This window comes from Paraburkholderia sp. (genome assembly GCF_035656215.1).
Lineage (GTDB): Bacteria > Pseudomonadota > Gammaproteobacteria > Burkholderiales > Burkholderiaceae > Paraburkholderia.
In genome coordinates this window covers 1-22,441 of the sequence record NZ_DASRSY010000380.1, presented here as the reverse complement: position 1 = coordinate 22,441, position 22,441 = coordinate 1, and the positions used below count along the sequence as shown (strand labels likewise).

Below are 22,441 nucleotides of genomic sequence, written 5' to 3'. Positions count from 1 at the left end.
GGATACGTATTGCGGGTCAAACAGCAGGCTCCAGCTATCGTAGGGCGCGTCCTTGCCCAGAATTTGCGTGACCTTCGTGACGTTGTAACCGATGCCGTCCGTTCCCCATGACCAGGGCACCGTGTATTGATTGCCGGGATCGGCTGACGCAAGCATTTTCATGAGCACGGGATCCAGATTAGCCAGATTCGGAATCTTGCTTTTGTCGAGTTTCCGATAGACGCCCGCCTGAATCTGTTTGCCGGCGTAGGCGGACGATGGCACCACCACGTCATAGCCCGATGAACCGCTCAGCAACTTCGCCTGCAAGGTATCGTCGCCGTCGTAGACGTCGTATCGTGTATGAATCCCGGTTTCCTTTTCGAAGCCCGACACCGTGTCGTCAGCAATATTGTCCGACCAGTTGTAGAGGTTCAGTTCTTCGGCTTTAGCGTGGTTTGTCGTCGCAGCCAGCATCCCCGACGCTGCGAGAATCCCTGTGACAACAGTGATGAGATGGCGAGAAGTCATATATAGCCTTTCGGTTTAATTGAAGGATCTCAAGCAAGGGGAGAGGAGTCAGTCAGCGAATGGCGGTCTGCGTGATCCGCTTCGTGACGCCAGCCGACTTGCTCCAGTGCTTTCAGTAGTCGGGCGGTGCCGAGCGAGGCGACATGAACGCCTCGTCCATCCATATCCTCCGCAGCAACCAGTGCGTTGAGAATGGCCTCTTCGACCGCTTCCGCAGCCGCGACAAATAGCGCAGACATGAAATCCTGGCTGACGCTGCGCACGTTGATGACAGGCTCGCCCGCTTTGCCGTAGTCCGCCGGCGGTATGCCGCGATTACCTACCGAGAAGGCGATGAAGATGTCGCCACTGGAATATTCGGTGCCACCGCCCACACGCGCTAATCCAATGCCTGCGCGTCGTGCAAGCTGCTCGCATTGATGCGGAAGAAGCGGCGCATCGGTCGCAAGCGTCACCACGATCGACCCCATTCCGGGGACGCCTGCCTGACGCCGATCGAAAGGCGACGGCAGATTCCGCAGCGCCTCGCCGACGGGATAGCCGGCCACCCGCAACGCGTCGCGACGGCCGTAGTTAGCCTGGACCAGCGCGCCCACGCACCAGCCGCCGTCATCCGCTGCGAGCCTGCGTGAGGCGGTTCCAATGCCCCCTTTGAATTCGTGGCAAATCATGCCGGTGCCGCCGCCAACCGAGCCCTCGGCGACAGGGCCGCTGCGGGCCTGCGCCTGTGCTTCGTGGACATGTGTTGCGGTGACGTGCTGTCCCCAGATGTCGTTCAGCACGCCATCGAAAGTTTCCAGCACTACCGGCATGCACCAGTACTGGCTGTCGCCGACCCATGCGCGTTCGGCGGCGACCAGCGCATCGCGCACCACGCCGACGCTGTGCGTGTTGGTGTAGGCAATGGGCGTGCTCAACAAGCCGGATTCGCGTATCCATTCCAGACCGGTGGCGTCGCCGTTTCCGTTGAGTACGTGACAGCCGGCAAAACATGGATCAAACCGCGCAATGCCGGCGCGTGGCTCGATGATGGTCACGCCGGTTCGAATCGATACTTCTGCCCGATTTTCGACCAGGGTACGATGACCCACTCTTACGCCTTGCACGTCGGTGATGCTGTTAAATGGACCGGGCGTGCCGTGGCCAACTCGAACACCGATGTCTCTGATACCCATACCTGTCTCCTGTGTTGCTCGTTGCGAGCAAGCCTGCCGGCGCGCATGCGTCGGGGTACTGCGATGGTAGGGTGGGGCGTAACCGGTGAAAATCAGGCCGAAGGGCTAGAACGATGGTGCGAACTACCCCGTTAGGGGTAGTGGGGGAAACTGGCATGCAGCTTGAAGTAGCGGACGTTGCATTTCATCAGCGGCTTGGACGTCTGGTCGAAAAACTCGACGACAAGCAGTTCTGGCCTGCGCTGATCGATCTCTTGCGCAGAGTGGTCCACTTTGACAACTGGGTGGTGATGGTTTTCTGGCCCACCGGGAAGCCGCAGCTGATTGCAGAGATCCAGGCTCGCACGTCGAACGACGAACTGTTCAAGGGGTATTTGAACAACGTCTATTTGCTGGACCCTTTCTATCAATTCAGCCTGGGCGCGATCAGTCCGGGCGTGTATTGCCTCGACGAAGTCGCGCCCGATCACTTTCGGGAAACCGAATATTTTCGTCGTTATTTTTCAGTGAACGTGCTGGAAGACGAGATGCAGTTTTTAGCACCGCTGCCCGCGGGCGGAACACTGTCTGTGTCGATAGGGAGTGAACGCCGCTTTAGTTCGACTGAAATCGGAACTCTTTGTCTCTACGGCGCATGGCTGCTTCCGTTGATGCGCCATACCCTGGCGGCACAGAAAGCGGTGCTCCCCCCGCCCGTGAGTTCTACCGCTGGAAATGACCGGCGCATTCACTTCGAACAGGCGTTGCGCAAGCGCTCCAATGCGTCGCTGACCAACCGCGAAATTGAAATCGCCCTGCTGATTCTGGCGGGTCATTCGACCAAAAATATGGCGAGGCAACTCGGTGTGTCACCCGCTACCGCGAAGGTTCACCGGCGCAATCTCTACAGGAAGCTGGATATCTCATCCCAGGCGACACTGTTTCTGCTCATCATGGGCGAAGAACCGGACGCAGGCTGATGCGAACCGATTCCGATCGATGATCCCGAAGCGATTGCCTTCGTCGATTCCTCCGACAATAGGCAATACATGACATTGGGCAGCTTGAAGAACAAGCCGAAGATGTTTTTCATCGACGTATCCCTTCAGCACGCGCAGCTTGCCACGCCGCCGATCTAACCGGCCGGTACCGTCCCCCGTAAATGCACGATACAAACTCCTATATTTACGCCCCAATGCACTAGGACAATTATTTTTGTGCAGTGTTTGGCCTCACTATTGAGGTGGAGTGGACATAGGTGGGGTCCGACGACAAACGGAGGGCAGCGGTGATCGAGCAGTGGCGGGAAGCCGTGCGCGCGGTGCACGGCGTGGAATCGAAATATAAACGGCTGGTCAAGGCGATCGCGGGCGACATCGAAAGCGAGTCGTTGCCGGCGGGCGCGCGCTTGCCGCCGCAGCGCGACGTCGCCTCGGAACTGGCGATCAGCGTGCAGACGGTGACCAATGCCTATAAAGAACTGGAGCGGCAAGGGCTGATCCGCTGCGAAGTGGGGCGCGGCAGTTTCGTGGCGGCGCGAGTCACCGAAACCATGTCGAGCTATATGCTCGACACGGCCGAGCGTTCGGTGGTCGACTTTTCGATCGCACGCATCATCCATACGCCGGAGCACGACGCCATGTGGCGCAAGGTCTGCGCGACGCTCTCGACGCTCGACGACCAACCCTGGATTCGCGCGTTCCGGCCTATTGCAGGCTTCGAGCATCACCGGCAGGCGGGAGTCGCGTGGCTCGCGTCGTTGGGCATGCCGGCTTCGGCGGATACGCTGCTAGTCACGAATGGCGCGGCGCACGGCATCTTTCTGGCGCTGGCTTCGCTCGTGGGGCCGGGCGACACGGTGCTGTGCGAAAGCCTCACGGACCATGGCGTGATCGGCTCGGCGAACGTGCTGGGTTTTACGCTGAAAGGCCTCGAGATCGACGAGTATGGCATTCACCCCGAACACTTCGAAGAGATGTGCGATAGCGAGCGCATCACGGCCCTTGTCTGCACGCCCACGCTGAACAATCCCACCGTCGCGCTCATGCCCGACTCGCGGCGCCGCGCGATTGCGAAAATCGCCGAACGCTACGGCGTTTACGTGATCGAGGACGATGTCTACGGTCCTTTGCCTACGAAGCATGGCACGCCGATTTCGAGTCTGATTCCCGATTTGTCGTTCTATTGCACGAGCCTGACGAAGTCGGTGATGACCGGTTTGCGGATCGGCTACCTCGCCACGCCGCGGCGGCTCGCGCTTCGTGCTGAAAGCGTGCTGCGTGTGAGCAGCTGGATGGCGACTTCGCCGATGGCCGAGGTGGCGACACGCTGGATCGTCGACGGGACTGCCGAACGGCTCGTGGAAATACAACGCGAACGTCTGGGGCGGCGTCAGGCGCAATTGCAGCAAACGTTGGGTAAATATGTGCTCGGCGCGCATCCACAGGCACTGTCCGCCTGGCTGCGCGTGCCCGATCACTGGCGCACCGACCGTCTGGTGAGGGAGCTGCGTAACCGCGATATTGCCGTGACTTCACCTGATCCATTTCTGGTGCGCGACGCGGACCGGCCGAATGCGGTGCGTATCTGCGTTGGCGCCGAGGTCGGCGAAGAAACCTATAAAAGCGCGCTGGAAACGATGCGCGACGTGTTCGAGCAGTACCCACAGGTGCACGATTTCACCTGAGATCGATCGAATTTGGCACTGCTCGCATGAAATGAACTAGGACAATGGAAATCGTTTTTTAGAACATTAGACTGGACTGCATTGAAAACGATGCGGCCGCAAATCAGCGTGACAACGCAGGCGCGACAGCATCGGAATTGAACCCTTTCGTGCAGGGCCGCGTTCATGTCCGTTCTGTCGTTAGCCGATGTCTATCGCGCGCGTCGCCGTATCGCGGGGCGCGTCTGTCATACGCCGCTCATTGAATCGCTGAGTTTGTCGGAGAAGGCTGGCACACCGGTTTTTCTGAAACTCGAAACCGTGCAGCCGACCGGCAGCTTCAAGCTACGCGGCGCCACCAATGCACTCGCTCGACTCGCCGAACAGGGTTGCCGGAAAGTCGTGACGGCCTCGACGGGCAATCACGGCCGCGCGATTGCGCATGCGGCCCGCGCGCTGGGTATCGACGCGACCGTCTGCATGTCTGCGCTCGTGCCGACGAATAAAGTCGAAGCCGTGCGCGCACTCGGCGCGCAAGCGCGGATTGTCGGCAAAAACCAGGATGAGGCCGAACATGAAGCGTTGAGACTGGTCCGCGAAGAAGACTTCGCCTACGTCCCGCCATTCGACGATCTGCATGTGATCGCCGGTCAGGCGACCATCGGACTGGAAATCGTCGAGGCGTTGCCGGATGTCGCGAACATCGTCGTGCCGCTGTCCGGTGGCGGCCTGTTTGCGGGCATTGCGTTCGCGGCTAAAAGCGCGAATCGCGCGATCGGCCTGACCGGCGTGACGATGGCGCGCGGTGCCGCGATGCATGCGAGTCTCGCGGCCGGCCAGCCGGTGCTGGTCGAAGAAGTTGAAACGCTCGCCGATTCACTCGGCGGCGGCATCGGACTCGAAAACCGCTATACGTATTCGCTCACCCGCGATCTGATCGACGAGACCGTGCTGCTCAGCGAGGCGTCGATTGCACGTGGCATTGCGCATGCATACCAGCACGAACGGCTCGTCGTGGAAGGCGCGGCGGCGGTGGGCATTGCCGCCTTGCTCGATGACGAGCTGCCCGCCGAGCGCGTCAAACGTGGGCCGCTCGTGCTCATCGTGACGGGTGCCAACATCGAGATGGACCTGCATCGCCGAATCGTAGATGCCGCGTCGACCCAACCTGCCTCACACACCATTCTATGACCTCGATCACGCTCCTTGGCGAAGCTGAGCTTCGCGAACTCGTGCCGCTCGACCTTGCCGCCGTCGATCAGGTGGAAGCCGCCTTTCTCGCACTCGCTACCGAAGCAGTCGCGATGCCGCCGATCCTGCGGCTCGATCTGCCCGAACACAACGGCGAAGTCGACGTCAAGACGGCCTGGCTGCCGAGCTTCGACAGTTTCGCTATCAAGGTGAGTCCCGGATTCTTCAACAATCCGTCGCTTGGTTTGCCGAGTTTGAACGGGCTGATGCTGGTGTTGTCGGCAAAGACCGGTCTGACTGAAGCAGTGCTGCTCGACAACGGTTATCTAACGGCCGTGCGTACCGCGGCCGCCGGCGCGGTCGCAGCGCGTTGGCTGGCGAAACAGCACACGCCGCAAGTCGCGGTGCTTGGCGCCGGCGAACAGGCACGTTTGCAATTGCGGGCGTTGATGCTGGTGCGTCGCGTTGAACGCGTGCACGTATGGGCGCGAGATCCGGCCAGTGCGCAGCGCTTCGCCGCGGAAATGACCGCCTCGCTCGGCGTGCCATGCGATGTTGCACGCAATGTCCATCATGCGCTCGCCGAAGCGGACATCGCGATCACCACCACGCCAAGCCGCACACCACTGATCGACGTCACAGACCTGCATCCAGGCCTGCATATCACGGCGATGGGTTCGGACGCCGAGCACAAGAATGAAATCGCGCCGGCAGCGCTCGCCGCGGCACGCTACGTGTGCGACCGGGTGCAACAAACTCGCGTGCTGGGCGAGTTGCATCACGCGTTGAATGCTGGCGTGATGCACGCCGGCGCCGCGATAGCAGAACTGGGTCAGGTGATTGCCGAACAGGCTGTGGGTCGCGCCAATGAAACCGACGTAACGATCTGCGACCTGACCGGTACCGGCGCGCAGGACACCGCGATTGCCTCGCTGGCATTGAAGCGAGCGCATGCCGCAGGGGCAGGGACAATCTTTCGCAATGACGTGAAGCGCTGAGAGCGGCCTATGTCTGAAGCAAAACGACCGGAACTGGATACGCGCATAGGTGTTCCGGCACCGAAACGTTCTGCAACACGCCGCACAAGCTGGTCATAAGGGAGTAATGCATATGCGGGCATCACCTATTCAGCCGACGGTCGATTTCAACGCCGACGGCGAACAACACGGGTTTCTGAAGCTGCCACATTCGCACGACACGTCCGCGTGGGGCGCGGAGATGATTCCGGTCACGGTGGTCCGAAACGGCGAGGGGCCGACGGCGCTCCTCACCGGCGGCAATCACGGCGACGAATACGAAGGCCCGATCGCGTTGTCGAAGCTGGCCGCAACTTTGAAAGCCAACGATGTTAAAGGGCGCGTGATCATCGTGCCATTCATGAATTTTCCCGCGTTCCGCGCGGGCAGCCGCACGTCGCCGATCGATCGCGGCAATCTGAACCGCAGCTTCCCCGGCAAACCGGACGGCACGATCACCGAGAAGATCGCTGATTACTTTCAGCGCTATCTGTTGCCGCTCGCCGATTACGTGCTCGATCTGCACGCCGGCGGCCGCACGCTCGATTTCGTGCCGCTCGCGGCGATTCATCTGTTGCCGGATGCTAATCAGCAAGCCCGGTGCGAAGCGGCGATGCGCGCATTCGGCGCGCCGTATTCGATGCGGATGCTCGAACTCGACAGCGTCGGCCTGTACGACACAGCAGTCGAAGAAGCGGGCAAGGTATTCGTGTCGACCGAACTCGGTGGCGGCGGCACGGCAACGGTGCAAAGCGTAGCGGTGGCGGAGCGCGGCGTGCATGGTTTCCTGCAGCATGCGGGCATCCTCGGGCAAGAAAAAGTTGCGCGCCAATCCGGGCATCAAACCTCACGCACCACGACACTGCTCGACATGCCCGACGGCACCTGTTTTACGACGAGCGAACACGACGGTCTGCTGGAATTGTGCAAGGACCTCGGCGAGATGGTTGAAAGCGGTGAAGTGATCGCGCGGATTTACGACGCGTCGCGCACGGGCGTCGCGCCTGTCGAATATCGCGCGCGCCGCGGCGGCCTGCTCGCGGCCCGGCATTTTCCGGGTCTCGTGCGGATCGGCGATACGGTGGCGGTAGTGGCCGATGTCGTCGAGCGCGGCATACCGGTGGGAGTCTGACCGCGCGATGAAACTCGACCGTTACGACCTGGCGATTTTGCGCATTCTCGCGCGCGACGGACGTATCACCAAGTCGCGTCTCGCCGAGGAGATCAATCTGTCGATCTCGCCGGCGTGGGAGCGCGTCAAGCGTCTGGAAGAGGGCGGTGTGATTCGAGGTTATCGCGCCGATATCGACTGGGTGCGCGCCTTCAAGGGCAGCCGGGTCGTGGTCGAGGTGACGTTGGCGCGTCACACCGCGCAGGACATGCGGCGCTTCGAGGAGCGGATTGCCTCCGCACCGGAGGTCGTGCAATGCCACGCGACGGGCGGCGGCGTTGACTATGTGATGCACGTGATGTCGCGCGACATCGACCACTATCAGCGGTTTATCGACTCGCTACTGACCGACGAACTGGGCATCGAGAAGTACTTTACGTACATCGTCACGAAGGTGGTGAAGAACAGCGCGGAAGGTTTGCCGGACTGGGCAGAACAAACGATCGGCGACGATAGCTGAAACGCACGGCGATCGCGTCAGAAAATTGCCACACGTCGCGGCGAAATCCAGAAAAAACACTGACTTTGCGATGCTCCAACGAAAAAAACCGCATCGCTGCCGGACGTACAGTAACAGGCATACATCGCACACAGGAGGTCGCCATGTTGCTGGGTCATCCGGTCTTATTCAAATCGCTGTGCTACGTCGACGGACGCTGGGTGCACAGCGCGAGCGCCGCGAGCATCGCCGTGCAGAATCCGGCCGATCAGCAAGTACTCGGCCACGTGCCGATGCTCGACGCTTCACAAATCACCGAAGCGGTCGATGCGGCGCAGCGTGCGTTTGCTACGTGGCGCTGGCTGCCGGTCGCCAAACGCTCGGCACTGCTGTTGCGCTGGCATGAGCTGATCCTGCGCCATCAACATGATCTGGCTGCGATTCTGTCGCTCGAACAGGGCAAGCCGCTCGCCGAAGCACGTGGCGAAATCGCCTATGGCGCGAGTTTCGTCGAATGGTTCGCGCATGAAGTGCGACGCTTGAACGGCCGCACGATTCCCACGCATATCGATGGCGCGCACCTGGGCACGGTGATCGAGCCCGTCGGCGTGGCCGCGCTGATCACGCCGTGGAATTTCCCCTGCGCGATGATCACACGCAAGGCAGCCGCGGCGCTCGCCGCCGGTTGCACTGTGGTGGTGAAGCCCGCGCATGAAACACCGTTCTCCGCACTTGCCCTCGCGCAACTTGCGGAAGAAGCGGGTTTTCCCGCAGGCGTGTTCAATGTCGTGCTCGGCGAGCCACAAATGGCCATGCAAACGCTGGTGCGCGATACGCGGGTGCGCTCGGTGAGCTTCACCGGTTCGACGCGCGTCGGCGCATTGGTCATGCAGACCGCGGCCCAGGCCGGTATCAAGAAGACGGCGCTGGAACTCGGAGGCAACGCGCCCTTCATCGTGACCGAAGATGCCGACCTCGATCAGGCCGTACACGTGGCAATCGCGGCGAAGTTTCAGACTTCGGGTCAGGACTGCTGCGCGGCGAATCGCATCTTCGTTGCCCGGCCGCTGTACGAAGCGTTCGTCGCGCAATATAGCGAAGCCGTGAAAGCGCTGAAGGTCGGTGCCGCATTCGAAGCGGACGTGGATGTCGGTCCGCTAATGCATCAAGCCGCATTCGACACCACGGCACAGCGCGTCGCCGACGCGAAAGCGAAGGGCGCGCGCATTACCACCGGCGGCGCGGCCCATGAACGCGGTGGCTGGTTCTTCGAGCCGACCGTGGTCGCGGACGCCGCGCCCGGCATGCGCATCTACGACGAAGAAAACTTCGCGCCCATCTCAGCAGTCTCGCCATTCGACTCGCTCGACCAAGTTGTTGAACGCGCGAACGACACCGAATACGGCCTCGTCGCCTATGTCTGCGCGAGGGACCTCAACATCGTGTTTCAACTCATCCGCCGTCTCGACTTTGCGATGGTGTCCGTGAACGGCGCGAAATTCACCGGCGCGCCGATTCCATTCGGCGGCATCAAATCATCAGGACTCGGCCGCGAAGGCGGGGTCGAAGGCTTTGATCCGTTTGTCGAAACCCGCTATTTCTGCCTCGGCCAACTCGGTTTGCCGGTAACCGACAGCCTTCCCGCTCACCGCCTGGCTGCTGCAACGGCGGCTGCCGCGACGGCCTGAGTCAACCCAACCCATCCAACGATTACACGAAGGAGCTTCCGATGACCCAACTCGACCAACTCTTCGACGCCGACCGCGCGCACTTCATGCACCCTTCGACGCATGCTCACGACCATGCGAGCGGGGCACTGCCCGGCCGTATCGTGACCGGCGCGAAAGGCATCCGCATCGAAGACCATGAAGGCAAGTCGTATATCGACGCCTTCGCGGGCCTGTATTGCGTGAATATCGGCTACGGCCGCACCGAGGTAGCTGAAGCGATCTACGAGCAGGCAAAGAAGCTTGCTTACTACCACACGTATGTCGGCCACTCGACGGATACGATCATCGAGCTGTCGTCGCGCATTATCGACTGGTCGCCGAAGGGCATGAAGAAGGTGTACTACGGCATGTCCGGTTCGGATGCGAACGAAACGCAGATCAAGCTCGTCTGGTACTACAACAACGTGAAGGGTCGCCCGAACAAGAAGAAGATCATTTCGCGCCAGCGTGGGTATCACGGTTCGGGGATCGTCACCGGTAGTCTCACGGGTTTGCCGAGTTTCCATCAGTATTTCGATTTGCCGATCGAGCGCGTCAAACATACGGTATGTCCGCACTGGTATCGACAAGCGCCCGCCGGCATGAACGAGGCGCAATTTGTCGCGTACTGTGTGGAAGAACTGGAAAAGCTCATTGCACAGGAAGGCGCCGATACGGTCGCAGCCTTCATCGCTGAACCGGTGATGGGCACGGGTGGCATTCTGCCGCCGCCGGCGGGTTACTGGTCCGCGATCCAGCAGGTGCTGAAGAAGCACGACATCCTGATGATCTGTGACGAAGTGGTGTGCGGTTTCGGACGCCTCGGCTCGAAGATGGGCGCGCAACACTACGGCATCACGCCGGATCTGATCACCGTGGCGAAGGGTTTGACCAGTGCGTATGCGCCGCTGTCGGGCGTGATCGTCAGCGAAGGCGTGTGGGACGTAATCGACAAGGCGTCGCAGGAGTTCGGCGCGATGGGTCATGGCTGGACCTACTCCGGTCACCCGATCTGCGCCGCGGCGGCACTCGCGAACCTCGATATTCTGGAGCGCGAGAACCTCACGCAGAACGCGGCGCAAACCGGTGCGTATCTGCTCGAACAGTTGCACGCGGCGTTTGATTCTCATCCGCTGGTTGGCGAAGTGCGCGGCGCCGGCATGCTGGCCGCGCTCGAATTCATGGCCGACAAGGATGGCCGTCAACCGTTCGATGCAGCGCTGAAGGTCGGTCCGCGCGTCTCGGCTGCCGCGTTGCAGCGTGGTTTGATCGCTCGCGCCATGCCGCACGGCGATATTCTCGGCTTCGCGCCGCCGTTGGTCACGTCGCGCAACGACGTCGACGAGATCGTGAAACTGGCACGTGAGGCGGTGGATGAAGTTGCGTCACAGGTCTTTGCGCCGGCCGCTTCCGCGTAACGGAGTGGTGGTGCGCCGGTTTATGTGCCGCAGCGAATGCGGTGCGGCCGGCGCTCCTGATCGATTTTCGATCGTGAAGTGTCGTGAGGTGGATAGAAAAACAGCCGAAACAGCGCGAATGATCGCTGATCCGGCTGCGCGTCATGCATGCCTGTCATTCAAGCCGGTTTTGCTGCTTGCGTGTAATGCCGGTCCGGACTCACGACGATGTTGCCCACGAAACGCTTGGCCATGAATTGCGTTTGCGCTTCATGAAACTTCGACAGAGGATAGGTGGCGGCCAGAACCGGCTTGATCGTGCCGGACTGGATATAGTCGAGCACGCGTTTGAAGGCTGCGCGTGTTCCTTGCGAAGACCCGTTCAGCTGTAACTGCTTCAAATACATCGTGCGCAAGTCCAGTTGGACGACCGGTCCGGCAATAGCACCTGCCGTCGTGTAGCGGCCTTCCGGCCGTAGCACGTTCAGCAGCTTGCCGAACAGCGTGCCGCCGACCAGGTCGGCCACCACATCGACTGGCCGGCCGCCCATCATCCGTTCGACATCCGTGACGAAATTCTCGCTGTCGCGAAGCATCACGCCTTCTGCGCCGAGCTTGAGCACCGCATCTTCCTTCCCCTTGCTAACCACTGCATACGGAATCGCACCGCGCGCGCGGCACAGTTGGATGATTCCCGAACCGACGCCGCCGGAAGCGCCCGTAATCAGTACCGTTTCGCCGCTTTTGACGGTGGCGCGCTCGATCATCTGTTCACCGGTGTGATACGCACACCAGAACGTTGCGAGCTCCGCATCGGAGTAAGTGGAATCGACGCGATGCGCGTTCTCCCCAGGTACCGCCGTGTATTCGGCGTAACCGCCATCGCGGCCGTGGCCGATGTAATCGATATCGGCGAGGCTGTCGTCGTCGCGGTTATAGATCGATGCATCGAGGATCACGCGTTCGCCGATACGTGCATCGCTGACTCCACTGCCCACCGCGACCACGCGTCCGACAATATCCGCGCCCTGAATGCGCGGGAACGACAGCGTCGAGCGGCCGCGTCGCCAGGTGGAAACGGCTTGTGGGTCGTCATCCGTGCCATACGCACCCTCGCGAACCCAGACGTCGGTATTGTTCAACCCGCAAGCTGTCACTTCGAGCAACACTTCGCCTGCTCTATAGGTGGGAACCGGCACGTCGTCGCGATAGACGAGCTTGTCGAGGCCGCCGTGGGCCGTCAGCACGACGGCCTTCATTGTCTTCGGAAGCATGTTTCCCCTTTAACGTATTCCTGTGCGCGTCGCTGTCGCGGCGGCACAGAGGTTGACAGGTTTACGGTTTGACGAACAGCTTGCGCGGCGTGTTGCAGAAGGTCTCGACGCCGGTTTCGGTAATCAGGATGCTTTCGGTAATCTCGAGTCCCCAGTCGTCGAGCCACAGGCCCGGCATAAAGTGAAACGTCATGCCCGGTTCGAGGACCGTTTTGTCCCCCGGCCGCAGGCTCATTGTGCGTTCGCCCCAGTCCGGCGGATAGCTCGCACCGATCGGATAGCCGCAGCGGCTGTTCTTCTCGATGCCGTATTTATGCAGCACCGCGAAGAATGCGTTGGCGATGTCTTCGCACGTATTGCCGGGTTTGGCCGCGGTTAGGCCCGCTTCAATGCCTTCCACCACCGCGCGCTCGCCGTCAATGAAATGCTTCGGCGGTTTGCCGAGGTACACGGTACGCGACTGCGGGCAGTGATAGCGCTTGAAACAGCCGGCGATTTCGAAGAACGTGCCGGCATCTTTGGCAAAGGGCGTGTCGTCCCAGGTCAGATGCGGAGCGGCGGCATCGGCGCCAGTGGGCAACAGCGGCACAATTGCCGGATAGTCGCCGCCATAGCCGTCGACGCCGGTAATGCCTGCCGAGTAGATCTCGGCGACCAGGTCGTTTTTGCGCATGCCGGGCTCGATCCGTTCGACGATACGCGCATGCATCTTTTCAACAATGCGAGCGGCCACACGCATGTATTCGATCTCACGCGGCGATTTAACGGCGCGCTGCCAGTTCACGAGACTGGTCGCGTCGTGCCATTTCGCTTTGGGAAGATGAGCGACGAGCGAACGATAAGCCGCGGCGCTGAAATAATAGTTGTCCATTTCCACGCCGATCGTCAATGCGCCCCAGCCGCGCGCCTCGATCACCTCACGGGCGAGGTAATCCATCGGATGCTGCACGGAGGACTGCACGTAATGATCCGGATAACCGACGATTTGCTCGTGCGCCATGAACACGGTGCGCTTTGCGCCATTCGCGTCCTGGCCACGGCCGAACCAGACCGGTTCGCCGTCCAGCGCCAGCAGCACGCACTGATGCACGTAGAACGACCACCCGTCATAACCGGTGAGCCACGCCATGTTGGTCGGATCGGACACGATCAGTAGTTCGATTCCTGCTGCCTGCATCGCTTTACGCGTTTTGCCGATACGGGCGGCGTATTCGGCACGTTCAAACGGCAGGCGTACGACGGGTGCTGTGGTTCGCGGTTCCTGTTGCGTTGTATCTGACATCTTCCCCTCTCTCTGAGCGTGACGTCGTTGCGGAAGGTAGTGCCTCATACACGCAGTGAGACACCTGTAGGCATTTCTGGCCGCAGTCTAATGCCGCGAAAAGCGGCTTTTAATGTGCTAGTTCAATCTTCATCGCCTGCCTGAATCGGAGGCGCGGAACTCCGCGACATCGTCGTGATCTGGTTCGCACCGCGCTTATAGGTGTTGCCCCTGGCTCGTACGCCGGCTTCGTGTCCTGTCGTCCCTTCGCCTCATAGCGCGGCCCGGTTCTCCCTGGAAAAAGAATTGTTCTAGGGCAATCGGAACGCAAATATGGCTTTGTATTCTGATTTGCATAGTTCTTTGCCCGGCATCGCCGCTGCATCACCTTCCATCGAGCCAGGTATGACGAACGGGAACCGAATCGATATGAAAACCGCGCGAGTCGCCGACATGCTGAGCGCTTCAGCCATCACCCCAGCGACGCTTCCGTCGGCCTTTGCCGGCACCTTTCAGGCACGCCGGGAGGCGCCGATGACGAAGCCGTTGATCAGAATCGATCGCATCACAAAGCGTTACGGCGCGCTGACCGTGCTCGACGAACTCTCGCTCGATGTGATGCCGGGCGAGAAGCTCGCGCTAATCGGCCCGTCGGGTTCCGGCAAGACCACGATCCTGCGCATTCTGATGACGCTCGAATCGATCGATGGCGGCCACATCGAAGTGGACGGCGAACAGCTGTTTCATATGCCGCACGGTGGCCAGGTGGTGCCCGCGAGCGAGCGCCACCTGCAGAAGATGCGCGAGAAGATCGGCATGGTCTTCCAGCACTTCAATCTGTTTCCGCACAAGAGCGTGCTCGATAACGTGACGCTCGCGCCAATGCTGACCAAAGGTGAGCACCGCGAGTCGGCGGAAAAACGCGCGCTGGAACTACTCGATATGGTTGGTATGGCCGACAAGGCAAAGAGCCGACCGGCGCAACTCTCCGGCGGGCAGAAGCAGCGCGTGGCGATCGCGAGGGCGCTGGCCCTCGCACCCAAGATCATGCTTTTCGACGAAGTGACCTCCGCGCTCGACCCCGAGCTCGTTGAAGAGGTACTGAACGTGATGCAGCGGCTCGCCAAAGAAACCGATATGACAATGCTGCTGGTTACGCACGAGATGGGTTTCGCCCACGATTTTGCGGACCGTGTGCTGTTTTTCGATCGCGGCAGGATCGTGGAGGAAGGCAAGCCCGAAGATATCTTCAGTCATCCAGAGCATGAGCGAACCCAGGCGTTTCTCCGCAAGATCATCGCCGCGGGTCACCGGATCTGATCTACCAACGCCACATAACTACGCACCCTTAACGTTGCACGCCACCACGCTTTAGGAGCTAAAAATCATGAAACTGAAGGGGATTCTGATCACGGGGACGTTGTCGCTGCTGGCTTTGACCGGCCTCGCAGTCGCGGCAGAGGACAAACTCGCGCAACTCAGGGAGCAGGGTTTTGCGCGCATCGCGATTGCCAACGAACCGCCGTTTACTGCGGTCGGTGCGGACGGTAAGGTGACGGGCGCCGCGCCTGATGTGGCTCGAGCGGTCTTCAAGAAGCTGGGCGTCAACGATATCGTCGCGTCGATCTCCGAATATGGCGCAATGATTCCGGGTCTCGCCGCGGGGCGGCATGACGCGATCGCAGCCGGTCTCTTCATGACGCCGCAGCGTTGCGCCGCCGTTGCTTACTCGGAGCCGGTGCTGTGCGCGGTGGAGGCGTTTGCCGTCAAGAAGGGCAACACCAAAAGCATCAAGACCTACGAGGAAATCGCCAAGGATCCCAAAGCGGTGATCGGCGTCGAAGGCGGCACGACCGAACAGAAACTCGCGACCGCCGCGCAAATTCCGACCGAGCGCGTCGTTATTGTGCCGGACGGTCAAAGTGGCCTGAAGATGCTCCAGGACGGGCGCATCGACGCGTTCGCGCTGCCGCTGTTGTCGATCAGCGATCTGCTCTCGAAAGCCAAAGACGCCAATCTCGAATCGATCGCCCCGGTGCAGGGCACGCCCGTGCAATGCGACGGCGTGGCGTTCCGCAAGCAGGACACCGCGCTGCGTGATGCTTTCGACATCGAACTGAAGAAGATGAAGCAATCCGGCGAGTTCGCGAAGATCGTCGAGCCGTACGGCTTCTCGGCAAAGGCAGCGATGTCGACGAGCCGTGAAAAGCTGTGCGCGGCGAAGAACTGAGTCCGCCCGGGCCGCTTGGCACGCTACGTAGTAGCACGCTAAACGGCCATTCCATTGCCTGCGAGGTGCGCTGATGAACGACTGGTCCGGCTATCTGCTGCTGATTCTGAAAGGCGCCGAAGCAACCGTTGAACTCACTGTGATGGGAACGGTGCTTGCGCTCGTGATGGCGTTCGTCGCGGGACTTGGGCGGCTGTCGCGATTCTTTGCGGTGCGCGCGCTCGCTACGTCGTATATCGAGTTTTTTCGCGGCACGTCGGTATTTGTTCAGTTGTTCTGGGCGTATTTCGTGTTGCCGATGGTCGGGCTCACCCTCACGCCGCTCCAGGCCGGTGTACTCGCACTCGGCTTGAATGTGGGTGCGTATGGCGCGGAAGTGGTACGTGGTGCGGTCGTCGCGATTGGTCAGGAGCAGAGGAGTGCATGCATTGCGTTGAATCTGTCCACGTATCAACGCATGCGTCACGTGATATTGCCGCAAGCCTTGCCGCTGATGCTGCCCACCTTCGGCAACAACGCGATCGAATTGCTTAAAGGCACAGCGGTCGTATCGCTGATTTCGCTCGGCGACATGACATTCCAGGCGCAAGTCGTCCGCGCGCAAACCGGCAATACGTTAATACCGTTCGCGACGATTCTCGCGCTGTACTTCGCCATGGCCTGCCTGATTTCGTTCGGCGTGCGCAAGCTCGAACGCCGGATGACCTTTGGTCTCGACGGGATGAGGAGATAGCCGTATGGAATGGGACTGGAGTTTCGCGCGCGGGATTATGCCGATCTTGCTGCAAGGTCTGAAGATCACCGTACTCGCGACCTTGCTCGGCGCGGTGGTGGCGGCTGTGGTGGGCATGGCGTTCGCGATCTTGCGGCTTTCGCCGAATCGCGCGGTGTCGCGTGCCACCACGGCCGTGGCGAGCTTTATTCGCGGCACACCGTTACTCGTGCAGCTTTATTTTGTCTTCTATGTGCTGCCCGACATTGGCATCCGGATGCCGGCGCTGGCCGCCGGTGTACTCGCATTGGGGGTTCATTACGCGACATATACGGCCGAGGTCTATCGGACCGGCATAGAAAACGTGCCGCGCGGGCAATGGGAAGCCGCCAAGGCGTGCAACCTGAGTCCGGCGCAGATGTGGCAGCACATCATCTTGCCCGAAGCGGTCCCGCCAATGCTGCCCGCGCTCGCGAACTATCTGATTTCGATGTTCAAGGAAACGCCGTTGCTGTCGGCGATTACGGTCCTCGAATTGATGAACGAGGCGAAGATCATCGCGAACACGGATTACCGCTACCTCGAACCGATGACGCTCGTCGGCGTGCTGTTTCTGTGTATCAGCCTTATTGCGGTGGTCGGCGTGAGGTTGCTCGAAAAACGCTTCCCCAACCTCGGGCACTAAGCGATGCTGACTTTCATCCATCTGCCAAGCCGGGTGCCGCGTCTGGACAATCGCGCTTTCGCCAGACGTATCGGCCTTGTGATCCTCGCAACCGATCACACCACCGAACCTGACTTTGCGAGGCTCGTCGCGAATGAACGTATCGGCATCTACGTGAATCGCGTGCCATATGCAAATCCGGTGACGCCGGAGAATCTGCTCGCAATGCAGCCGTTGTTGACCGCTGGCGCCGCGTTGATCTTGCCCGACGAAACGCTCGACGTGGTGATGTATTCGTGCACGTCGGCATCCGTCGTGATCGGAGACGCGGAGATCGAGCAGGCTATTCATGCAGCGAAACCCGAGGCACAAGTCGTCACGCCCACCGTCGCCGCAGTCACCGCGCTCAAAGCGCTCGGCGCGCGCCGCATTAGCTTGCTGACGCCCTATACGGTTGAAACCAGCCGGTCGATGGCCGAGTACTTCGCCGCACAAGGTTTCATCATCGACCGCTTCACGTGTATTGGTTTGACCGATGACCGGGAGATGGCGCGGATTTCATACGACGATATCGTCGCATTCGCGCGTGACGCGATGGCGGAAGAATCCGATGCGCTCTTTATCTCCTGCACGGCGGTGCGGGCGGCGGCGGTTATCACGCGAATCGAGGCCGCAATCGGCAAGGCGGTTGTGAGCAGCAATTTGGCCACTGCATGGATGTGTCTGCGCCTTTGCGGCGACACCACCGCCAAACCTGCGCAGGGACGATTGATGACGCTGCCGCTGCCTGTCCATTGAGTCAAATGGGTTAGCGCCAGGCAGCCGGAGATCATGGAAAACCCCAACGATTGCATCGTCCTAGAACATCTTTCAAATATCGCCTCAGCGGTATTGTGGACTCGGGGCGGTGCTGAATGTGTCGGATCGCTCGAAATTCAGGAGGAACGATGAGCTACGTACATCCATTGAACAGCGAGGCCCTGCAACCCCAATCGCCGAGCCTGTTGCGCCGCGCCATCGCCGCTTCGGCGCTGGGCAACGCCACGGAGTGGTTCGACTATGGAATCTACGCATACGGTCTGACCTACATATCGGCTGCGCTTTTTCCCGGCAGTACGGCGCAGGCCACCTTATTCGCACTCGCGACCTTTGCTATTTCGTTTCTGGTTCGTCCGCTCGGCGGCCTGTTCTGGGGGCCGCTCGGTGACCGGCTGGGGCGCAAGCATGTGCTGGCGCTGACAATCATCATGATGTCAGTGGCAACGCTGCTGGTGGGGCTCGTGCCGACTTACGCACGCATCGGGTGGTGGGCGCCGGCGCTGCTGATCGTCTTGCGGATGATTCAAGGTTTTTCGACTGGAGGGGAGTATGGCGGCGCGGCTACCTTCATGGCCGAATATGCGCCCGACAGAAAGCGCGGTTTTTGCGGCAGTTTCCTTGAATTCGCCACCCTTGCAGGTTTCTCGCTCGGCGCGTTCCTGATGCTCGGTTGTTCCGTCGTGCTGGGGAGCACAGCCATGCATGCCTGGGGCTGGCGATTGCCGTTTCTGATCGCGGCACCGCTTGGTCTGATTGGTTTCTATCTGCGGTCGAAACTGGAGGACACGCCTGTCTTCCTCGAACTGGAACAATCGAGCCACAAGGAACAGCGTACCCGCGCGCCGCTGAAAGCCCTGCTGACCGAATACTGGAAACCGCTGCTGTTGCTGGGCGGCCTGGTGGTGGCGTTGAACGTCGTCAATTACGTGTTGCTGGCTTATATGCCGACTTTCATGCAGAAGCAGCTCGGCATGAGTGACAACATGTCGTTGCTCGTTCCGCTAATCGGTATGTTGGCGATGATGGTCTTTCTTCCTTTTGCCGGGACATTCTCGGATCGGGTTGGCCGCAAGAACGTCTGGTGGTTTTCGCTGGTTGGGCTCTTTGTCGCTGCCATTCCGATGTTCCTCCTGATGAAGCATGGGGTGCCCGGCGCAATCGTAGGTTTTTCCCTTCTGGGTTTGCTGTACGTTCCGCAACTTGCAAGTATCTCAGCGATGTTCCCGGCGATGTTTCCCACGCAGGTGCGTTATGCCGGGATGGCGATCGCCTACAACATTTCGACGTCGATCTTCGGTGGAACAGCGCCGATGGTGAACGAATGGCTCATCGCCCATACCGGCAATACGCTGATGCCGGCGTACTACATGATGGGCGCCTGCGCGATTGGCGCGTTCGCGCTGATCTTCGTGACGGAGACATCGGGCTGTTCGATACGCGGGCGGGAGATACCCGGCAGGAAATAGGGAATATTTAACGCGCCAGTAATCAGGCCTTCAATGGCAGCCAGATTTCGAGCCCGCCCATGCCGCTGATCGGGTCGAACTGCTCGCTATAGCGTTCGAAATTCGGCGCATCCGCTGGCACATGTCCCGACGCGGGCAGCCATTGATTCCAGATCGTGTTGACGGTGCGCCGGATCGTCGAGATGTGCTCGCGGTGGCTGAATACCGCATAGCGCTGCGCGGCAATGCGTACGCGGCTCAGTTCGGCGGGCAGCGCTGAGAAGTCGCTGACTTCGACGCCGCACAGGTAGTCGAAACTGCCCGCGTCGTCGGCGTTGTAGCAAACGCCGTAGGCCACGCCGCCCACTTGCCCCGGCACCTTGCCGAAGTAGTCGCCAAAGCGCTGCCATTGCGACGGAATGACGGTGCTGGTGTCGCAGGTATAGCGTTCGCTCAGGCCGGCGACGAGAAACGGTTTACCGTCTTCGAAACGCGGCGGTTCCAGATGCGTGAGAAGGGTTTCGTCCATTTTGATCGGCTCCACGATGGCAATGTTGTCGAGGTGACCACGCGCGCGCAACGCTTCGGGGGTGAGTCCGAATTGCTCGCGAAACGCTCGCGTGAATGCTTCATGAGAACCGTAGCCGGCGTTGATGGCGACCGTCAGGATGTCGGGCGCACCGTCAGCGAGACGCCGTGCCGCTTCGCTCAGGCGGCGCGCGCGAACATAGCGCATCACCGAAAGTCCGGTGGCCGCTTCGAAAGCACGCGCCAGGTGAAAACGCGACACGCATCCGCAGTTGGCGATGTCGTCGAGTGTCAACTCGCGGGCAAAACGGCTTTCGATAAACCAGAGCGCTTTTCCAACGGGATTCATATCGGCTCTCATGTCTGCATGAAGCCAGCATAGCCAGGCGCGATGCGGCGCATTTGATCGCGCTTGCGGTTTTGCTGCGGTCCGCGTGCAAGTGTGGCGAGCGGACCGCGTTCAGGTAGGCGAAATGTCTTCGTCCGGTGAGCCGAAATAAACCGCAGGTTAATAGTTTTCCGCCGCTGCCTCGTTGCCGGTGGAGCGAGACTGTTCCGATGCGGACGCGTCGTGAGCGTCCGCGTCTGCGTGAGCACCGCCAGGTTGCCCCGGGCGCAACAGCAGACCGCCCAGCACACCCGCCACCGCGGCGAAGATCGCACCGAACAGAAACGCCACGTGATAGCCGCTGTTGAGCGCCGTCACCGCATTTTCGGAAGCCTGCATCGCGTCGCTGCGCGCTGCCGCAAGACTCGCGAGCACCGCGAGGCCGAGTGCGCCACCCATCATGAACGACGTATTGACAATACCGGATGCCAGGCCCGAATCGCTCGGATCGACATCGCTCATGGCAGCCAGCAGGAGGGGATTGAACGCGATGCCCGCGCCGAAGCCGAGCAGGAGCATGCCGGGCAGCACATCGAGCACGAAGTTGCCATTAACCGGCGTGCGCGCAAACAACGCGAGGCCACACGCAGCGACCAGCAGACCGACGGCAAGCGGAAGACGCAGACCGAAGCGCATCACCACGCGCGCAGATAGGCCCAACGAAAAGAACGCCATGATCAGATTGGCAGGCAAAAACGCGAGCCCGACCTGCAATGGCCGGTAACCGAGCACGCGTTGCAGATACAACGCGGAGATGAAGAACCACGCGAACATGGCGGCCGCCCACAGTACGCCGACCACGTTCGCCGTCGCGACATTGCGCAAGCGGAACAGACCGAGCGGCATCAAGGGATGCTGCACGCGTGCTTCGATAATGAGAAACACGGCTAGCAGTGCAAGCGCGGCGAATAGCATGCCCAGCGTCTGCGCCGAGGTCCAGCCGGCTTCATTACCGTTCACAACCGCGTACACGGCCAGCATCAGCGAAGCAGTCACCGTTACCGCGCCGGCCACGTCGAGCCGTTCCCCATGCGCGTGACCGCGTGCCGACGGCAAGAGCGCGAGGCACAGCGCGTAGACGGCGATGCCGATTGGCAGGTTGACGAGAAAGATCCAGTGCCAGCTCAGCAGGTTGGTCAGCAGCCCGCCGAGCAAGACACCGATGCTGCCACCACCCGCGCAGACGAAGCCATATACGCCCATCGCTTTCGCCCGTTCACCGGTCTCGGTGAACAGATTCATGATCAGCGAGAGCGAAACAGCAGAGACGACCGCGCCACCCAAACCCTGCACGGCACGCGCGCACACCAGCAGCACTTGCGAATTCGCCATGCCGCATGCGAGCGACGCCAGCGTGAACAGCGTGATGCCGCCGAGGAACAGCTTGCGGTGGCCGTACAGATCGCCGAGCCGCCCGCCAAGCAGCAGGCAGCCGCCGAAGGTCAGCATGTACGCATTGACCACCCACACCAACGAGGTCTCGGTAAAACCGAGATCCGCAGCGATAGACGGCAATGCAACGTTCACGATCGTCGTGTCGAGCACGATCATGAGCACGCCGAGGCACAGAACGATCAGCGCCAGCCAGCGTTTGTTGCCGTGGATCGAATGGGTCATGCGGGGACTCCTTTGCCGTGGTCAGGCCGGTGCAAGCGGATGCCGGACGTGCCGCCGCTCGGCACAAAGTCGGAAACCCGGTCGGCAACCCGTTGATGGCAATGGGGAATTTTAGGCAGTATGACTTTCCGTGAGTCAGCGGCTGGCCCGCCGTGAGGAACCAGACGCGGATTAGCATTACTGCCAGAGCCGCACGATGTGCACACGGCACATCCCGGCGATTTCCCGCGCGGAGGCCAGCATGAACCACG

20 protein-coding genes are annotated in these 22,441 nt (G+C 60.7%); 14 read left to right on the top strand and 6 right to left on the bottom strand.

Annotated features, from left to right (window positions below):
- Both VFE81_RS22165 and VFE81_RS22160 read right to left on the bottom strand, forming a co-directional pair.
- On the bottom strand, positions 1-456 hold a 456-nt coding region (locus VFE81_RS22165), incomplete at its 3' end, for an extracellular solute-binding protein (RefSeq protein WP_325046645.1).
- 83 nt (positions 457-539) lie between these two features.
- On the bottom strand, positions 540-1,685 hold the full coding sequence (locus VFE81_RS22160; protein WP_325046642.1) for a P1 family peptidase: 1,146 nt from the start codon (positions 1,683-1,685) through the stop codon (positions 540-542).
- A gap of 155 nt (positions 1,686-1,840) precedes the next feature.
- Here VFE81_RS22160 and VFE81_RS22155 point away from each other — a divergent pair, with 155 nt between their 5' ends.
- The 8 genes from VFE81_RS22155 (at position 1,841) to VFE81_RS22120 (ending at position 11,273) form a co-directional block, all read left to right on the top strand.
- Complete coding sequence (locus tag VFE81_RS22155) at positions 1,841-2,644, top strand: helix-turn-helix transcriptional regulator (RefSeq protein ID WP_325046641.1); 804 nt, start codon at positions 1,841-1,843, stop codon at positions 2,642-2,644.
- Positions 2,645-2,952: 308 nt separating this feature from the next.
- Complete coding sequence (locus VFE81_RS22150; RefSeq protein WP_325046644.1) at positions 2,953-4,350, top strand: PLP-dependent aminotransferase family protein; 1,398 nt, start codon at positions 2,953-2,955, stop codon at positions 4,348-4,350.
- 165 nt (positions 4,351-4,515) lie between these two features.
- A complete protein-coding gene (gene eutB / locus VFE81_RS22145; protein WP_325046640.1) occupies positions 4,516-5,520 on the top strand; it encodes a hydroxyectoine utilization dehydratase EutB in 1,005 nt (334 codons plus the stop codon).
- On the top strand, positions 5,517-6,518 hold the full coding sequence (locus VFE81_RS22140; RefSeq protein WP_325046639.1) for a cyclodeaminase: 1,002 nt from the start codon (positions 5,517-5,519) through the stop codon (positions 6,516-6,518). Before eutB ends, VFE81_RS22140 begins: the two co-directional genes overlap by 4 nt.
- A 112-nt stretch (positions 6,519-6,630) precedes the next feature.
- A complete protein-coding gene (doeB, locus tag VFE81_RS22135) occupies positions 6,631-7,668 on the top strand; it encodes a N(2)-acetyl-L-2,4-diaminobutanoate deacetylase DoeB (RefSeq protein WP_325046638.1) in 1,038 nt (345 codons plus the stop codon).
- 7 nt (positions 7,669-7,675) lie between these two features.
- Entirely contained in the window at positions 7,676-8,167 is a 492-nt protein-coding gene (locus tag VFE81_RS22130; RefSeq protein ID WP_325046637.1) for an Lrp/AsnC family transcriptional regulator, read from the top strand.
- Between the two features lie 143 nt (positions 8,168-8,310).
- Complete coding sequence (locus VFE81_RS22125) at positions 8,311-9,834, top strand: NAD-dependent succinate-semialdehyde dehydrogenase (protein WP_325046636.1); 1,524 nt, start codon at positions 8,311-8,313, stop codon at positions 9,832-9,834.
- Between the two features lie 41 nt (positions 9,835-9,875).
- Positions 9,876-11,273 carry an aspartate aminotransferase family protein gene (locus VFE81_RS22120; RefSeq protein WP_325046635.1) on the top strand — a complete coding sequence of 466 codons (1,398 nt, stop codon included), beginning with the start codon at positions 9,876-9,878 and terminating at the stop codon, positions 11,271-11,273.
- A gap of 158 nt (positions 11,274-11,431) precedes the next feature.
- On the opposite strand, the gene VFE81_RS22115 is transcribed toward VFE81_RS22120, so the two are convergent.
- Positions 11,432-12,526: an alcohol dehydrogenase family protein gene (locus VFE81_RS22115; RefSeq protein ID WP_325046634.1), complete on the bottom strand. Its 1,095-nt coding sequence runs from the start codon at positions 12,524-12,526 to the stop codon at positions 11,432-11,434.
- A 61-nt stretch (positions 12,527-12,587) separates the two neighbouring features.
- Entirely contained in the window at positions 12,588-13,808 is a 1,221-nt protein-coding gene (gene doeA / locus VFE81_RS22110; protein WP_325046633.1) for an ectoine hydrolase DoeA, read from the bottom strand.
- 408 nt (positions 13,809-14,216) lie between these two features.
- Here doeA and ehuA point away from each other — a divergent pair, with 408 nt between their 5' ends.
- The 6 genes from ehuA to VFE81_RS22080 all read left to right on the top strand — a co-directional run bounded on the left by ehuA (position 14,217) and on the right by VFE81_RS22080 (position 19,678).
- A complete protein-coding gene (gene ehuA, locus VFE81_RS22105; protein ID WP_325046643.1) occupies positions 14,217-15,107 on the top strand; it encodes an ectoine/hydroxyectoine ABC transporter ATP-binding protein EhuA in 891 nt (296 codons plus the stop codon).
- A 67-nt stretch (positions 15,108-15,174) separates the two neighbouring features.
- On the top strand, positions 15,175-16,017 hold the full coding sequence (gene ehuB, locus VFE81_RS22100) for an ectoine/hydroxyectoine ABC transporter substrate-binding protein EhuB (RefSeq protein WP_325046632.1): 843 nt from the start codon (positions 15,175-15,177) through the stop codon (positions 16,015-16,017).
- Between the two features lie 73 nt (positions 16,018-16,090).
- Positions 16,091-16,750 (top strand): ectoine/hydroxyectoine ABC transporter permease subunit EhuC, encoded by a 660-nt coding sequence (gene ehuC, locus VFE81_RS22095; protein WP_325046631.1) that lies wholly within the window; start codon positions 16,091-16,093, stop codon positions 16,748-16,750.
- 4 nt (positions 16,751-16,754) lie between these two features.
- Complete coding sequence (gene ehuD, locus VFE81_RS22090; RefSeq protein WP_325046630.1) at positions 16,755-17,414, top strand: ectoine/hydroxyectoine ABC transporter permease subunit EhuD; 660 nt, start codon at positions 16,755-16,757, stop codon at positions 17,412-17,414.
- A gap of 3 nt (positions 17,415-17,417) precedes the next feature.
- Entirely contained in the window at positions 17,418-18,191 is a 774-nt protein-coding gene (gene eutA, locus VFE81_RS22085; protein ID WP_325046629.1) for an ectoine utilization protein EutA, read from the top strand.
- A gap of 149 nt (positions 18,192-18,340) precedes the next feature.
- On the top strand, positions 18,341-19,678 hold the full coding sequence (locus VFE81_RS22080) for an MFS transporter (RefSeq protein ID WP_325046628.1): 1,338 nt from the start codon (positions 18,341-18,343) through the stop codon (positions 19,676-19,678).
- 22 nt (positions 19,679-19,700) lie between these two features.
- On the opposite strand, the gene VFE81_RS22075 is transcribed toward VFE81_RS22080, so the two are convergent.
- Together VFE81_RS22075 and VFE81_RS22070 are read right to left on the bottom strand one after the other, a co-directional pair.
- Positions 19,701-20,534: an AraC family transcriptional regulator gene (locus VFE81_RS22075; RefSeq protein WP_325046627.1), complete on the bottom strand. Its 834-nt coding sequence runs from the start codon at positions 20,532-20,534 to the stop codon at positions 19,701-19,703.
- Between the two features lie 159 nt (positions 20,535-20,693).
- A complete protein-coding gene (locus VFE81_RS22070) occupies positions 20,694-22,190 on the bottom strand; it encodes a DHA2 family efflux MFS transporter permease subunit (RefSeq protein WP_325046626.1) in 1,497 nt (498 codons plus the stop codon).
- Between the last annotated feature and the right edge of the window lie 251 nt (positions 22,191-22,441).

Excerpts from the sequence above, each read along its gene's own strand:
- ehuD (WP_325046630.1), top strand. The coding sequence starts at position 16,755 with ATGGAATGGGACTGGAGTTTCGCGCGCGGGATTATGCCGATCTTGCTG.
- VFE81_RS22080 (WP_325046628.1), top strand. The coding sequence starts at position 18,341 with ATGAGCTACGTACATCCATTGAACAGCGAGGCCCTGCAACCCCAATCG.
- eutA (WP_325046629.1), top strand. The coding sequence starts at position 17,418 with ATGCTGACTTTCATCCATCTGCCAAGCCGGGTGCCGCGTCTGGACAAT.
- ehuC (WP_325046631.1), top strand. The coding sequence starts at position 16,091 with ATGAACGACTGGTCCGGCTATCTGCTGCTGATTCTGAAAGGCGCCGAA.
- VFE81_RS22070 (WP_325046626.1), bottom strand. The coding sequence starts at position 22,190 with ATGACCCATTCGATCCACGGCAACAAACGCTGGCTGGCGCTGATCGTT.
- VFE81_RS22125 (WP_325046636.1), top strand. The coding sequence starts at position 8,311 with ATGTTGCTGGGTCATCCGGTCTTATTCAAATCGCTGTGCTACGTCGAC.
- ehuA (WP_325046643.1), top strand. The coding sequence starts at position 14,217 with ATGAAAACCGCGCGAGTCGCCGACATGCTGAGCGCTTCAGCCATCACC.
- VFE81_RS22120 (WP_325046635.1), top strand. The coding sequence starts at position 9,876 with ATGACCCAACTCGACCAACTCTTCGACGCCGACCGCGCGCACTTCATG.
- VFE81_RS22160 (WP_325046642.1), bottom strand. The coding sequence starts at position 1,685 with ATGGGTATCAGAGACATCGGTGTTCGAGTTGGCCACGGCACGCCCGGT.
- ehuB (WP_325046632.1), top strand. The coding sequence starts at position 15,175 with ATGAAACTGAAGGGGATTCTGATCACGGGGACGTTGTCGCTGCTGGCT.
- VFE81_RS22130 (WP_325046637.1), top strand. The coding sequence starts at position 7,676 with ATGAAACTCGACCGTTACGACCTGGCGATTTTGCGCATTCTCGCGCGC.
- eutB (WP_325046640.1), top strand. The coding sequence starts at position 4,516 with ATGTCCGTTCTGTCGTTAGCCGATGTCTATCGCGCGCGTCGCCGTATC.
- VFE81_RS22140 (WP_325046639.1), top strand. The coding sequence starts at position 5,517 with ATGACCTCGATCACGCTCCTTGGCGAAGCTGAGCTTCGCGAACTCGTG.
- VFE81_RS22075 (WP_325046627.1), bottom strand. The coding sequence starts at position 20,534 with ATGAATCCCGTTGGAAAAGCGCTCTGGTTTATCGAAAGCCGTTTTGCC.
- VFE81_RS22155 (WP_325046641.1), top strand. The coding sequence starts at position 1,841 with ATGCAGCTTGAAGTAGCGGACGTTGCATTTCATCAGCGGCTTGGACGT.
- doeB (WP_325046638.1), top strand. The coding sequence starts at position 6,631 with ATGCGGGCATCACCTATTCAGCCGACGGTCGATTTCAACGCCGACGGC.
- doeA (WP_325046633.1), bottom strand. The coding sequence starts at position 13,808 with ATGTCAGATACAACGCAACAGGAACCGCGAACCACAGCACCCGTCGTA.
- VFE81_RS22115 (WP_325046634.1), bottom strand. The coding sequence starts at position 12,526 with ATGCTTCCGAAGACAATGAAGGCCGTCGTGCTGACGGCCCACGGCGGC.